15 protein-coding genes and 2 tRNA genes are annotated in these 13,431 nt (G+C 69.2%); 13 read left to right on the plus strand and 4 right to left on the minus strand.

Annotation, left to right across the window (positions count from 1 at the left end):
• Positions 1-201 precede the first annotated feature (201 nt).
• The 3 genes from OCL97_RS09340 to OCL97_RS09350 all read right to left on the minus strand — a co-directional run bounded on the left by OCL97_RS09340 (position 202) and on the right by OCL97_RS09350 (position 1,853).
• Entirely contained in the window at positions 202-987 is a 786-nt protein-coding gene (locus OCL97_RS09340) for an SDR family oxidoreductase (RefSeq protein WP_377369603.1), read from the minus strand.
• Between the two features lie 259 nt (positions 988-1,246).
• Positions 1,247-1,594, minus strand: a complete 348-nt coding sequence (locus OCL97_RS09345) for a DUF2239 family protein (protein ID WP_377369605.1) — start codon at positions 1,592-1,594, stop codon at positions 1,247-1,249.
• Between the two features lie 184 nt (positions 1,595-1,778).
• Positions 1,779-1,853, minus strand: a tRNA-Thr gene (locus tag OCL97_RS09350).
• A gap of 68 nt (positions 1,854-1,921) precedes the next feature.
• On the opposite strand from OCL97_RS09350, the gene OCL97_RS09355 reads away from it, so the two are divergent.
• From OCL97_RS09355 to OCL97_RS09380, 6 genes are all read left to right on the plus strand, one after another.
• Positions 1,922-2,089, plus strand: coding sequence for a hypothetical protein (locus OCL97_RS09355; RefSeq protein ID WP_304775750.1), 168 nt, complete (start codon positions 1,922-1,924; stop codon positions 2,087-2,089).
• Positions 2,090-2,175: 86 nt separating this feature from the next.
• Positions 2,176-2,595, plus strand: coding sequence for a DUF2948 family protein (locus OCL97_RS09360; RefSeq protein ID WP_304775748.1), 420 nt, complete (start codon positions 2,176-2,178; stop codon positions 2,593-2,595).
• A gap of 42 nt (positions 2,596-2,637) precedes the next feature.
• On the plus strand, positions 2,638-3,921 hold the full coding sequence (hisD, locus tag OCL97_RS09365) for a histidinol dehydrogenase (protein WP_377369607.1): 1,284 nt from the start codon (positions 2,638-2,640) through the stop codon (positions 3,919-3,921).
• A gap of 140 nt (positions 3,922-4,061) precedes the next feature.
• A complete protein-coding gene (locus OCL97_RS09370; protein ID WP_377369609.1) occupies positions 4,062-4,724 on the plus strand; it encodes an SH3 domain-containing protein in 663 nt (220 codons plus the stop codon).
• Positions 4,725-4,865: 141 nt separating this feature from the next.
• The gene (locus tag OCL97_RS09375; protein WP_305337080.1) at positions 4,866-5,345 is read left to right on the plus strand and encodes a UPF0262 family protein; all 480 of its coding nucleotides are present in this window, start codon (positions 4,866-4,868) and stop codon (positions 5,343-5,345) included.
• 6 nt (positions 5,346-5,351) lie between these two features.
• Positions 5,352-5,804, plus strand: coding sequence for an arsenate-mycothiol transferase ArsC (locus OCL97_RS09380; protein ID WP_304775740.1), 453 nt, complete (start codon positions 5,352-5,354; stop codon positions 5,802-5,804).
• Here the strand turns inward: OCL97_RS09380 and OCL97_RS09385 are convergent.
• A complete protein-coding gene (locus OCL97_RS09385) occupies positions 5,801-6,547 on the minus strand; it encodes a hypothetical protein (RefSeq protein ID WP_377369611.1) in 747 nt (248 codons plus the stop codon). The genes OCL97_RS09380 and OCL97_RS09385 overlap by 4 nt on opposite strands.
• 134 nt (positions 6,548-6,681) lie before the next feature.
• Between OCL97_RS09385 and infA the strand changes: the two genes are divergently transcribed.
• The 7 genes from infA (at position 6,682) to OCL97_RS09420 (ending at position 13,368) form a co-directional block, all read left to right on the plus strand.
• Positions 6,682-6,900: a translation initiation factor IF-1 gene (gene infA / locus OCL97_RS09390; protein ID WP_215341158.1), complete on the plus strand. Its 219-nt coding sequence runs from the start codon at positions 6,682-6,684 to the stop codon at positions 6,898-6,900.
• Between the two features lie 16 nt (positions 6,901-6,916).
• Entirely contained in the window at positions 6,917-7,498 is a 582-nt protein-coding gene (locus tag OCL97_RS09395; RefSeq protein ID WP_304775734.1) for a Maf family protein, read from the plus strand.
• Positions 7,495-8,526 carry a ribonuclease E/G gene (locus OCL97_RS09400; protein ID WP_377369613.1) on the plus strand — a complete coding sequence of 344 codons (1,032 nt, stop codon included), beginning with the start codon at positions 7,495-7,497 and terminating at the stop codon, positions 8,524-8,526. Before OCL97_RS09395 ends, OCL97_RS09400 begins: the two co-directional genes overlap by 4 nt.
• Entirely contained in the window at positions 8,523-8,696 is a 174-nt protein-coding gene (gene yacG / locus OCL97_RS09405; protein WP_304699703.1) for a DNA gyrase inhibitor YacG, read from the plus strand. Before OCL97_RS09400 ends, yacG begins: the two co-directional genes overlap by 4 nt.
• Positions 8,697-8,850: 154 nt before the next feature.
• Positions 8,851-8,926: transfer RNA gene (locus OCL97_RS09410), tRNA-Phe, on the plus strand.
• Between the two features lie 92 nt (positions 8,927-9,018).
• On the plus strand, positions 9,019-11,298 hold the full coding sequence (locus OCL97_RS09415) for an NADP-dependent malic enzyme (RefSeq protein ID WP_377369616.1): 2,280 nt from the start codon (positions 9,019-9,021) through the stop codon (positions 11,296-11,298).
• Between the two features lie 135 nt (positions 11,299-11,433).
• Complete coding sequence (locus OCL97_RS09420) at positions 11,434-13,368, plus strand: GTP-binding protein (protein ID WP_377369618.1); 1,935 nt, start codon at positions 11,434-11,436, stop codon at positions 13,366-13,368.
• Positions 13,369-13,431: the final 63 nt, after the last annotated feature.

A 13,431-nucleotide genomic window follows, 5' to 3' on the forward strand; every position in this document is an offset into this window, starting at 1 on the left:
TCAACAGCGGAACTCGATCAATCAACTCCGCCGGGCCAACCAAGCCGAGACCGGAACTCACGTTTTTCCACGGCCTCTGTCGAGAGCGGCCATTGAGCGGTTGACCGGAAGCGGACGGCGCCGCCCGGCTCTCATCACTTCTGATCGTCATGGCCGGGACAAGCCCGGGGATGACGGTTGGTGGGTGGATAGGGCTGCTCCCTACTTCCCCATCACCTTGGCCCGCAGGCGGCGCATGCCGCCGAGCCAGCGGTCGTAGTCGGCGGTCTTGCGCTGCATGTAGGTGAGCACCTCGGCGTGCGGCAGGATCAGGAAGCGTTCGGCGGCCAGGCCCTCGACCACGTGGCCGGCGACCTTCTCCGGGGTGAGCACGCCGTCCAGGCTCTGGGGCGAGCCGGAGCCGCCGGCGCGCAGCATGGCGGTGTCGACGCCCTGGGGACAGAGGATGGAGACCTTGATGCCCTGGTCGCCGTGGGTGATGGCGAGGCTTTCGGCCAGACCGACGGCGGCGTGCTTGGTGGTGGAATAGACCGCCCCGCCGATCTGCGACAGCAGGCCCGCCGCCGAGACGGTGTTGAGCAGGTAGCCCTCGCCGCGGGCGATCATGCCGGGCAGGACCGCGCGGGCGGCGTGGACGTGGGCCATGACATTGACCCCCCAGGCGCGGGCCCAGACGGCGTCGGGGGAGGAGACCGCGTTCTCGCGATCCGGGTCGCCGTCGCCGACGCCCGCATTGGCGCAGAAGAGGTCGATGCGGCCGTGGGCGGCCTCGACGCTGGCCACCATGGCGGCCACGGCGGCGCCGTCGGAGACATCGACGGTGTAGGCGGTTCCGCCGATCTCGGCGGCCACGGCCTGGGCGCCCTCTGCGTTGCGGTCGACGACGGCGACGTGGGCGGCGCCCTCGGCGGCGAAGCGGCGGGCCAGCGCCGCGCCGATCCCCTCGGCGGCGCCGGTCACGACAACGATCTTATCCTTCACGTCCATGTCTTGGTCTCCGTCCCGCGTGTCTTGTTGGAGGCAGGGGTAGGGCGGGGTGGGGGGCAAGGCAATGGGCGGGCGCTGGAGGCGCCGGATCTGTTGGCGTGGTTCGTGGGGTTCGTGGACAATCCTGTTCCGCCTCGCGGCGTCACGGCCGCAAGACTTGGAACCACGAACCACACGAACCCCACGAACGGGGGCCGCCTTCGAAGCTCCGGTTGGATACAGGCTCGGCGTGCGCCGGGATGACAGGCGGCGAATGTTCCTATTTTGTTCTTGACGACCTCGCGCAGTTTCGTGCGCCGCCTGGCTGACTGGCCAGCCATTCCCAATGCCGGGGCAGGAGGGTCACCTCACGCGCCGTGACTCCGAGCCTGGGCCGGCCCCGCCCGGGCTTTGGCGGCGGGTCGCTGGCCGGCAGGCGCGCCAGGACATCGTCAGGCGTACCCCGGAAGTCCAGTTCGACTGTCCGGCCCGTGGCGTCGTCGAAGACCAGGACCCGTTCGCGCCCGCTGTCGTGGGCGGCCTTGGCGGCGAGGGCGACGTCCCGGAGGGAGCCCGCAGCCAACCCCTCTTGCGCAGCGAAGGCGGTGTAGGTGGCGGCTTCGTCCATCAGCGCCTCGTCGAGGTCAGAGCGCCCTTGGCGCGAATATTGCCCGGGTATATATGCGGAGGATGATGGGCGGCAAGCAGGTTTGCGGTGCGCGCCAGGGATCCCGCCTGCGCAAAATGACAAAGGGACGGAGCGCTGGTGCGTTCCGTCCCCCTGAAATCCCTTGCACCGCAAGGGTTTGTAGTGGTGCCGTTGCAGGGATTCGAACCCTGGACCTCAGCCTTACCAAGGATGCGCTCTACCTCTGAGCTACAACGGCGAAAAGGCGAGGGCGGGCTATAGCCAACGTCGGGGGCCGCGTGAAGCCTAAAAGCGCCGGAAGACAACTTGACCTCCCGGACCGGTCGCCGCACCCCTGGGAATATGGACAAATCCGGCAAACCGAAGTCGGCCGAGCGCGAGGCCCAGCTCGCCCAGGCGCTGCGCGCCAATCTGCGTCGCCGCAAGGCGCCCGAGCCCAGGCCGGCGCCCGCCAAGGTCGATGACGAGAAATAGGACGCCACCTTCCGTAAGGCGGGCTCGAGGGCTAGACAACGAGCCTTGCCGTGGCGCGCCGCGTCAGGACAAACCGGGGATCTGAGATGAACGACCTGCTTCACCTGCTGGCGGAAGATGCGGAGGACCTCGCGGTCATCTCCGCGGCCCTGCAGGACGCGGTGGCCAAGATCGGTGACATCACGGTGGAGCAGCGGGGGCGCCGGGTGACGGTGGCCTTCAACCGCTATCGCTGGGAAGGCAAGGGCGGCGAGCGCGTGCGATCGGCCCTGCAGATCGGTTCGGTGCTGGGGGTGCAGGCGCGCAATCTGCGGCGCGGCGCCAAGTCGGCGGTGATCGAGCTGCTGACCCTGGAATTCGCGCCTGGCGAAGCGCCGGGCGGCACGATCACCCTGAGTTTCGCCGGCGATGGCGATCTGCGCATCGCAGTCGAATGCATCGACGCGGTGCTGGCCGACATCTCCGCGCCCTGGCCGACGCCCAGAACTCCCGCACACGACGCCTGACAAGCCGTAGCGCGAAGCCGCTTGCGTCGCTAAGTAGCGCCCATGCGCCGTTTCCGATTTTCCGAGCCCGGCTTCGAGGCCGCCTTCGCCGCCTTTGTCGAAGAACGGCGTGAGACCCCCGACGATGTCGACGCCCTGGTGCGTGACATCCTGGCGGCGGTCCGCGCGGAGGGGCTCGAGGCTGTCCTGCGGTTTGGCCACCAGTTCGACCGCGCCAATGTGAGCGCAGAAAACATCCGGGTCACCCCGGAAGAGATTGAAGCCGGCGCCGCGCAATGCGCGCCTGAAGTCCGCGAGGCCATCGCCTTCGCCGCCAAGCGCATCCGCACCTATCACGAGCGGCAGCGTCCCGCCGACCAGTGGTTCACCGACGAGGCCGGCGTCGAGCTGGGCTGGCGCTGGACCCCGCTGGAGGCGGTGGGGATCTATGTGCCCGGAGGCCGCGCGGCCTATCCCTCCACCGTGCTGATGAACGCGGTGCCCGCGGCGGCGGCCGGCGTTGAGCGCATCGCCATGGTGACCCCGCCGGGGCGGTTGCAGCCGGCGGTGCTGGCGGCCGCGAAGGAGGCCGGGGTGACCGAGATCTGGCGGGTGGGCGGAGCCCAGGCGGTCGGAGCCCTGGCCTATGGCGCCGGACCGATCCTGCCGGTGGACAAGATCGTGGGGCCGGGCAACGCCTTCGTCACCGCCGCCAAGCGGCGGGTCTATGGCACGGTGGGCATCGACGCCCTGGCCGGCCCCTCTGAGATCGTGGTGGTGTCGGACGCCGCCAGCCGGCCCGACTGGATCGCCGCCGACCTGCTGTCCCAGGCCGAACACGACCCGGCGGCGCAATCGATCCTGATCACCGACGACGAGGCCTTCGCCGACGCCGTCGAGGCGCAGATCGCCCTGCAGCTCGGGAGCCTGGAGACCCGCGATGACGCGACGGTTTCGCTGCGCAACCACGGAGCGGTGATCATCGCGCCGCTAAGCGAGGCGCCGCGCCTGGTGAACATGATCGCGCCCGAACATGTGGAGTTCGCCCTGGACGAGCCCGAGCGCCTGGCCGACCAGGTGCGGCACGCTGGCGCAATCTTCCTGGGACGGCACGCGCCCGAAGCCGTCGGCGACTATGTGGCCGGCTCCAACCACGTCCTGCCCACCAGCCGCGCGGCGCGGTTCTCCTCGGGACTGTCGCTGTACGACTTCATCAAGCGCACCTCGATCGTGAAGTGCGACGAGGCGGCGTTCGCGATCCTGGGGCCGCCGACGGTGGCCCTGGCGGACGCCGAGGGGCTACCCGCCCACGCGCGCTCCGCCGCCATTCGCCTGGGCCAAGGCTAGGATCGAAGGGCTTGGGTGAGCCCCCGCAAGCTGAACGGTAACTAACAGCGCCGTCCAGGCGCCCGTTCAGGATGGGTCCCCTAGTGTGGGGTCATCGGAGCCGACGAGGCTTCGGACCCATTCAAGACGGAGACCAAGCCATGCAAACCTCTTCCAAGCTGATCCGCAGCGCGGCCGTTGCGACAATGGCCGCCGCCCTTTCCGTCGGCGCCGTCTCGGGCGCGTCGGCCCAGACCAACCTCAGCCCGGTGGTCGGCTGCGACGCCCCCGGCAACAAGCAGGTCGGCGGCGCCCTGATCGGCGCCCTGTTGGGTGCGGCGGCCGGCTCGAACCTGGCCAAGAACGACCGCGGCACGGGCACGGCCATCGGCGCCGTGGTCGGCGGGGCCACCGGCTCCTATGTCGGCTGCAGGATGCAGCGCTCCGACCAGGGCCAGAACGCCTACGGCTATGGCCAGACCTACCAGCCTGCATATCAGCAGCCTGCATATCAGCAGCCTGCATATCAGCAGCCGGCGACCTACAGCCATTCGGGCTATCGCCTGTCGGGGGACATCTCGCCGGCCAGGTATGTCCGGGACGGTGGGACCTTCGCGGCCAGCAGCAAGCTGAACCTGCGGGGCGCCCCGTCCACCTCGGCCCACAAGGTCGGCTCGCTCAGGGCCGGTGAGCGCTTCCAGGCCCTGGCCCGCGTGCGCGGGACCGACTGGATCCTGGTGGGTCAGGACGGCGTCGGCGTTGGCTATGTCAGCGGCCGCTACGCCCAGCCCGTCGGCCACCAGTATGCGTCCTACGGCTACTAAGCCCCTCTAGGTTCCTCCCCCGAACCGACTTCGCCCGGCGCTCCCCAGCGTCGGGCGATTTTTTGTGCCGCGATCGGGAGGATGACGTTAGGGGTTGGTTTGCAATAAAGCTCGCTGACCTGTTCCTCCCTTTCGACCGCCATGGCCGACGAAGACCGCACCAAGCACCGCCTGCAGACCGTGGAGATCGACGAGGAGTCCCTCGCCGCGGTCTCGCGCGACCAGGAGCAGGAGCGGCAGATCGCCATCTTCGATCTGCTGGAGGAGAACTATTTCCATCCTGAGGGCGCCGAGGGCGGTCCCTATGACCTGAAGATGGGCCTCGTGGAGAACCGCCTGGTCCTGGATGTGCGTGGTCCCAACTACGAGCGCCGGCACATCCTGTCGCTGTCGCCCTTCCGGCCGCTGATCAAGGACTACTTCCTGATCTGCGAGAGCTACTACCAGGCGATCCGCAACTCGACCCCGTCACAGATCGAGGCCTTGGACATGGGCCGGCGCGGCCTGCACAACGAGGCCTCGACCCTGCTGCGCACCCGGCTGGCGGGCAAGATCGACACCGATCTCGACACTGCGCGGCGGCTGTTCACCCTGATGTGCGCCCTTCACTGGCGGGGCTAGGGTTCGATGGCCGCTGACCCGTCCGCCCCGCCGCTGCCCGGCGCGGTGCTCTTCGCCTGCAATTTCAACCGCGTGCGCTCACCCATGGCCGAGGCGCTGATGAAGCGCGCCCTGGGCGACCGGGTCTATGTGGACAGCTGCGGCCTGAAGCGGGACGCGGCCGACGGCGCCGATCCCTTCGTCGAGGCCGTGATGGCCGAGCTCAGCGTCGACCTGGCCGATCATCGGCCCAAGACCTTCGACGACCTGGAGGATTCGTCCTTCGACCTGGTGGTCTCCCTGACACCTGAGGCCCAGCACCGGGCCGTCGAGATGACCCGGGGCCGGGCGGCCGAGATCGAGTACTGGCCGACCTTCGACCCCACCCTGGTGGAAGGCTCGCGGGAGGCCCGGCTGGCGGCCTATCGCGAGGTGCGCGACACGCTCGCCGCCCACATCGCCCAGCGGTTTCCGCGCTAACCGCGCATCCAGGCGAGATCACCGGCCCAACCGTCGAAGACCGAGTCGTGACCGGCGTCTCGACACCGGGCCTCAGTGTCGCGAAGAAGGCGCCGGAGGGTCGCTGGGTCAGGGTCCAGCAGGGCAGGGGTCTGGAGGGCCAAGGCCTGGCCTGAGCTGAGCGGGTGCTCCGCCAATTCCCAGGCTAGATACTTGTAGAACGGCCGCAGGCGACCGCGATCGAGGGCGAAAAGGGCGTCCAGCAGGGGCGCGATCGCTTCCGCAGCTTCCAGGCGCGCGGCGAGGGGCTGGCTGTCGCGCAGGCACTTCAGGGCGCGATAGGTCTGGTTGAGATAGTGATCCAACGACCGATCGACGAACCCCGCGACCTCCGGATCGGGGACGCGCGCCTTTTCATCGATAACTTGCTGGCACAGGCCCTCTGTCCGATCCACCAGCACTCGTACATGGGCGTAACTGTAGCGGTCCCAGGCGTCGGGCCCGCCCCATGCGGCGTGGGCGCGAAGGCCCTCGAGGGTCATCACGGAGCAGTCGGTCCGCCCGTAGGCCCGCCTGGCGTAGCGCCCGCGCCAGGCCTCGAAAGCCTCATCGCGGACGATCAGCACACAATCGTAGTCCGACGCCGCAGTTTCCCGGCCCTTGCCGCGCGACCCTGTCAACCAGAAGGCCAGGACCTCTGAATGGGTCTCGGCTAGCTCCAGAAGTTCGAAGTATCGGGGGCGTTCGGTGGCGTGATCGCTCAATTCTCTCACTTTCCAGCCGTGGCATTCGACCGTGCGGCGGGCTCCGCGTTATGATAGAGGCCTCTCCCACGGCTCGCGCCCCTCGATTCAGGCGTGGGCCGTTCGACTTTTATCGGCGTCTATTTGGAGCCTGCATGGCTAAAGAAGAACTTTTGGAGTTTCCGGGCACGGTGAGTGAAGTCCTGCCCAACGCGACCTTCCGCGTGAAGCTCGAGAACGATCACGAGATCATCGCCCACACCGCCGGCAAGATGCGCAAGAACCGCATCCGGGTCTCGGCTGGCGACAAGGTCCTGGTGGAGATGACCCCCTACGACCTGTCCAAGGGCCGCATCACCTTCCGCGTCCGCTAGCGGGCGTTCGCCCCCGATGACGACGCCGCGCCTGGTGCTGGCCTCCGCGAGCCCCAGGCGGCTCGATCTCCTGGCCCAGATCGATCTCAAGCCGGACGCCGTGGTGGCCGCCGAGATCGACGAAACCCCCCTTTCCAACGAGACGCCGCGCCTGCTGGCGCTGCGGCTGGCTGTGGCCAAGGCGGCCAAGGTCGCCGCCGAGCAGCCGGGCGTCTATGTCCTGGCCGCCGACACGGTGGTGGCGGTGGGCCGCCGTGTCCTGCCCAAGGTGGAGACGCAAGCCGAGGGCCGCACCTGCCTGGAGCTGCTGTCGGGCCGCGCCCACAAGGTGCTGACCGCTGTCGCCGTGCGCGGTCCCGACGGTCGCGAGGCCAGCCGGCTGGTGGAGAGCCGTCTGCATTTCAAGCGGCTGACGCCGGCCGAGATCACCGCCTATCTCGCCAGCGGCGAGGGTGTCGGCAAGGCGGGCGGCTACGCCATCCAGGGCCGGGCCGGCGCCTTCGTGATGTCGCTGCAGGGCTCCTATCCCGCCGTGGTCGGCCTGCCGCTCTACGAAACCCTGAACCTGCTGACCGGCCTGGGGTATTCAAGGCCATGAGCGTGCGGAAACTCTATCTGGACCGGGGGATCGGCGAGACCCGTGGTGTTGTCACGCTCGACGGCGCGCCGGAGCGCCTGCTGATCGCCCGCGATGGGGACGGTCCCCTGACCCAGCTGGGCGCGCGGCTGGTGGGCCGGGTGCGCAAGGTGGAGCCGGCCTTCGCCTCGGCCTTCATCGACCTGGGCGGCGTCGAGGCCCTGATGTCCTTCAAGCCGGACGCCCGCCCCGTCGAGGGCCAGGCCATCGAGGTGGAGATTCGCAGCGAGCCACGCGACGGCAAGCTGGCCACCGTGCGCCTGATCGGCCCGGCCGAGGGTAAGCCGCGCCTGTTGACCGCCGCGCCGGACATCGCCGAACAGCTCACCTTCTTCGCCCGCGACACTCCGATCATCGAGGGGCGTCAGGCCCGCGCCATGGCCGACGCCGCCGAGGCCGAGGCCCTGGAGACCCTTCACCCGCTGCCCGGCGGTGGCGATCTGGCGATCGAGCCCACGCGGGCCCTGGTGGCCATCGACGTCGATGTGGGCGAGCGCAAGGGCCAGGACGTCAAGCGCGTCACCCGCCAGGCCAACCACACGGCTCTCGCCGAATCCGCCCGCCTGCTGCGCCTGAAGGGCCTGGGCGGCATCGTGGTCATCGATCTCGTGGGGCGCGGCCACGACGGCAACGCCCTGCTGACGGCCGCGCGCACCGCCTTCGCCCCGGACAATCCCGGCGTCGCCATCGGCCCCGTGGGCCGCTTCGGCACCATGGAGATGACCGTGCCCCGGCGCGGCCGCGCCATCCGCGACATCCTGGGCGATGGGGCAGGGGGGCTTTCGGACCTGACCCTGGCCCTGCGCCTGATCCGCCGCCTGGAGGCCGCCGCCGCCAGCGATCCCGGCGGACGCCTGGTGGCCACCTGCGCGCCCTCAGTGGCCCAGGCGGCCAAGCCCTATGCCGAAACCCTCGCGTCACGGATCGGCGCGCGGTTCGTCATCGAGACCAATACCGACTGGCCCCGAGACCGGCTGGACGTCCGATGACCGCCGCCCCCTGTCCCATCTGCAAGAAGCCCGGCTCCACGGAATATCGGCCCTTCTGCTCGCGCCGCTGTTCCGACGTGGACCTGCAGCGCTGGCTGGTGGGGAGCTATGCGATTCCAGTGGAGGAAGACGAGGCCGACAGCCTCCACGACGAGGATGACGGGAATTGATGCTCCTCGCTGGACACCGCCCCGACCCTCTTTTATAGACGCGGCTCCCGCGAAGGCGGGGCACGGAGCGTGACAGCCTGAAGTGGATACCGGTTCAGGCGACCGTCGCGCTCCAACTAAGAATTCCGAGCCTTTTTCTTCGAAAAGGCTCCGGGCCTGGGTAGCTCAGTTGGTAGAGCAGTGGATTGAAAATCCACGTGTCGGTGGTTCGAATCCGCCCCCAGGCACCACTTCTCCCGAACATCATGACGCGCCCTTCGGCCCTAGGCCTTGAAGATGACGCCGCATCGTCGCAGAGGTCGCCTCAGGAGACCTGACGATCATGGACGACGACTTCCGCAAGGCCGCGCTTGACTATCACCGGCTTCCCCGACCCGGGAAGCTGTCGGTGGAGCCCACCAAGCGCATGGACACCCAGCGTGACCTGGCGCTCGCCTATTCCCCCGGCGTGGCCGCGGCCTGCGAGGCGATCGTCGAGGATCCGGCGGCGGCCGACCAGTTCACCGCCCGCGCCAACCTGGTGGCGGTGATCTCCAACGGCACGGCGGTGCTGGGCCTGGGCAATATCGGGCCGCTCGCCAGCAAGCCGGTGATGGAGGGCAAGGCGGTGCTCTTCAAGAAGTTCGCCGGCATCGACGTCTTCGACCTGGAGATCGACGCCCTCGACCCCGACCGCTTCGTCGACATCGTCGCCTCCCTGGAGCCGACCTTCGGCGGGATCAACCTGGAGGACATCAAGGCGCCGGAGTGCTTCGCCATCGAGCGGGCCCTGCGCCAGCGGATGAACATCCCGGTCTTCCACGACGACCAGCACGGCACGGCCATTGTCTGCGCCGCCGCCGTCCGCAACGCGCTCGTTCTACAGGGCAAGACCCTGGCCGAGATCAAGCTGGTGACCTCCGGCGCCGGGGCCGCCGCCCTCGCCTGCGTCGACCTGCTGGTGGCGATGGGGCTGAAGCCCGAGAACATCACCCTGACCGACATCAAGGGCGTGGTCTATCAGGGCCGCGAGCCCGACATGCCGCCCAACATGGCCGCCTATGCGCGTCAGACCGACGCCCGCACCCTGCCGGAGGTGCTGTCGGGCGCCGACGTGTTCCTGGGGCTGTCGGCGCCGCGGGTGCTGAAGGCCGAGTGGCTGCCCCTGCTGGCGCCCAATCCGCTGATCCTGGCCATGGCCAATCCCGAGCCGGAGATCCTGCCCGAGCTGGTGGCCGCCGCCCGGCCCGACGCCATCGTCGCCACCGGCCGCAGCGACTATCCCAACCAGGTCAACAACGTCCTCTGCTTCCCCTTCGTGTTCCGGGGCGCCCTGGACGTGGGGGCCAGCGAGATCAACGAGGCCATGAAGCTGGCCGCCGTCGAGGCCATCGCCTCCCTGGCGCGGGCCGAGGCCTCCGAGGTGGTGGCCGCCGCCTATGGCGGGGCCGCGCCGCTGTTTGGGCGCGAGTACATCATCCCCAAGCCCTTCGACCCGCGCCTGATCCTGCAGATCGCGCCGGCCGTGGCCAAGGCGGCCATGGAGACCGGGGTGGCGCGGCGGCCGATCGCCGACTTCGCCGCCTATCGCACCGAGCTGGAGCGGTTCGTCTACCGGTCGGGCCAGCTGATGCGGCCGATCTTCGAAGGCGCCCGCAAGGCCATGAAGAAGGTCGCCTATGCCGAGGGCGAGGACGATCGTGTGCTGCGTGCGGTTCAGACGGTGGTGGACGAGGGCCTGGCCCGGCCCGTCCTGGTGGGGCGCCGCGAGGTGATCCTGGCCCGCATCGCCACCCTGGGCCTGCGCATGAGGCTCGACACCCACATCGAGATCCTCGACCCCAACCAGGACGATGAGCTCCTGGCGCCGTTGATCACCCGCTACCAGTCCCTGGTCAGCCGCCGGGGCGCGCCGCCCGCGGCCGCCGCCCGCCGGGTCGAACGCCGGCCTTCCGTTACCGCGGCCATGCTGCTGGAGAGCGGCCTTGTGGACGCCGCCCTGGTCGGCGGATCCGGCGACTGGTGGCAGCACATGACCTATGTCATGCCCATCATCCCGCGCCGCCCCGGCATCGACCGCATCCACGCCCTGTCGGCCCTGATCACGCGGGAGGGGGTGCTGTTCATCTGCGACACGCACATGAACCCCGATCCGACCGCCGAGCAGATCGCCGAGATGACCCGCCTGGCGGCCGATACGGTGCGCGGCTTCGGCATCGAGCCGAAGGCGGCGCTGCTTTCCCACTCCAGCTTCGGGGCCTCCAATTCCCCCAGCGCGCGGAAGATGCGTCAGGCCCTGGCCCTGCTGCGCGCCCAGGCGCCGGAACTGGAGGTGGACGGCGAGATGCACGCCGACGCCGCCCTGCTGGAGTACCAGCGCAACCGGCTGGTCAGCGATTCCCGCCTGAAGGGCGCGGCCAACCTGCTGATCATGCCCAACCTGGACGCGGCCAATATCAGCCTGACCCTGCTGCAGGCCTCCACCAACGCGCTGCTGGTGGGGCCCATGCTGCTGGGCATGTCCAAGCCAGTCCACGTCCTGACCCCCAGCGTGACGGCGAGGGGAATCGTCAACCTGACGGCCCTGGCCGCCGTCGAGGCCAGTACTGGACGCATGTTGTAGACGATATTTCGATTGCTCCGGAGAACGGGGTGATCTGTACTGAGAGACGAGGCATCCGCCCCAAGGAGAGACCCATGCGCCGACCCTTCATGACCATCGAGACGGGACTGACCCTTCAAGAGGACATGAGGCGGAATGCGTACGTTGAACTTGGGAATCCTGGCGCATGTCGACGCCGGTAAGACGAGTCTGACAGAACGGCTGCTCTTTGGCGCCGGCGTCATCGACGAGATCGGCAGCGTCGACGGCGGAAACACCCAGACCGACTTCCTGGATCAGGAGCGGCGGCGCGGCATCACCATCAAGGCGGCCGTGGCGTCCTTCGTCGTGGGCGATGTGGCGGTCAATCTGATCGACACGCCTGGCCACCCGGACTTCATCGCCGAGGTGGAGCGCGTGCTGAACGTGCTGGACGGCGCGGTTCTGGTGGTCTCGGCGGTGGAGGGGGTGCAGGCGCAGACCCGGGTCCTGATGCGGACGCTGCAGAGGCTGCGCATCCCCACGCTGATCTTCATCAACAAGATCGACCGGCGCGGCGCCGATCCCGAGCGGGTGCTGCGGTCGATCGCCGAGCGCCTGACCCCGGCCGTCGCGCCCATGGGCGTCGCCCGCACCGCCGGCGAGCGGGAGGCGGCCTTCGTTCCCTTCGGCCCCGGCGACGCCGAACGGCTCACTGAGCGTCTGGCCGAGCAGGACGAGGCGCTCATGGCCGCCTATGTCGGCGGCGAGGCGATCTCCCCTGGGCGTCTGCGCAAGGCGTTGCGGCGCCAGACTCGGCAAGGGCGGTGTCACCCCGTCTTCCTGGGCTCGGCCATCACCGGGGCGGGGACCGAGGCGCTGATGGCGGGGATCACCACCCTGCTGCCGGCCGCGCAGGGCGACGGCGAGGCGCCGGTCTCCGGCACGGTCTTCAAGGTGGAGCGTGGGCCGGCCGGGGAGAAGATCGCCTATGCGCGGCTGTTCTCAGGAACGATCCACGTGCGCGATCGGCTGAGCTTCGGCCAGGACCGAACGGCCAAGATCACGGCCCTGAGCGTCTTTGATCGCGGCCCGGCGCTCGCCACGGACAGCGCGGCGGCCGGACAGATCGCCAAGCTCTGGGGCCTCGCCGACATCCAGATCGGCGACAACCTCGGCGTCCCGCGAACGGGCGGCCCGGCCCACCACTTCGCGCCCCCGACCCTGGAGACGGTGATCTATCCGCGCCAACCCGGGGAGGGCCGGGCGCTGCACGCCGCGCTCGCCCAACTGGCCGAGCAGGATCCGCTGATCAACCTGCGCCAGGATGACGTGCGCCAGGAGATCTCCGTCTCCCTCTATGGCGAGGTGCAGAAGGAGGTGATCCGCGAGACCCTGGCCAACGACTACGGCGTCGAGGCGGAGTTCCGCGAGACCCGGGTGATCTGCATTGAACGGCCGACGGGAGTCGGGACCGCCATCGAGCACGCGCCCTATCCCTTCATCGCCACCATCGGCCTACGGGTCGAGCCCGGTCCCGTCGACAGCGGCGTGGATTTCCAGCTGGAAGTCGAGTTCGGCTCCCTGCCGCTGGCCTTCCACAAGGCGGTGGAGGAAAGCGTGCGCGAAACCCTGGGCCAGGGCCTGCATGGATGGCGGGTCGCCGACTGCCGGGTCACCATGACCCACGGCATCCGCTATCGGGACTGGGCCACCAGCACCCCGTCGGAACACCGCAACCTCGCGCCCCTTGTGTTGATGACCGCCCTGCAGCGGGCTGGCGTCCAGGTCTGCGAGCCGGTCCACCGCTTCGGCCTGGAGATCCCCGCCGATGTGCTGGGGCCCATGCTTCCCGTGCTGGCCAGGCTGGGCACCGCGCCGGGCGTTCCGGCGATGCGCGGCGCGGCCTGCTGGCTGGAGGGGGACATCCCCGCGGCCAGGGTCCACGACCTGCAGCAGCAACTGCCGGGCCTGACGCGCGGGGAGGGGGTGCTGGAGGCGGCCTTTGATCACTACCGACCGGTTCGCGGCGACATTCCCATGCGCCCGCGCACCGACAACAATCCTCTCAACCGCAAGGACTACCTCACGCGGTTGGCGCGCCGGGCATAACTCCCTTTGTTCGTCATGGCCGGGACAAGCCCGGAGATGACGATCGCTGAGGCGAGAATTGCT

It is taken from the genome of Phenylobacterium ferrooxidans, from assembly GCF_042714595.1.
GTDB classification, from domain to species: Bacteria; Pseudomonadota; Alphaproteobacteria; order Caulobacterales; family Caulobacteraceae; genus Phenylobacterium; species Phenylobacterium ferrooxidans.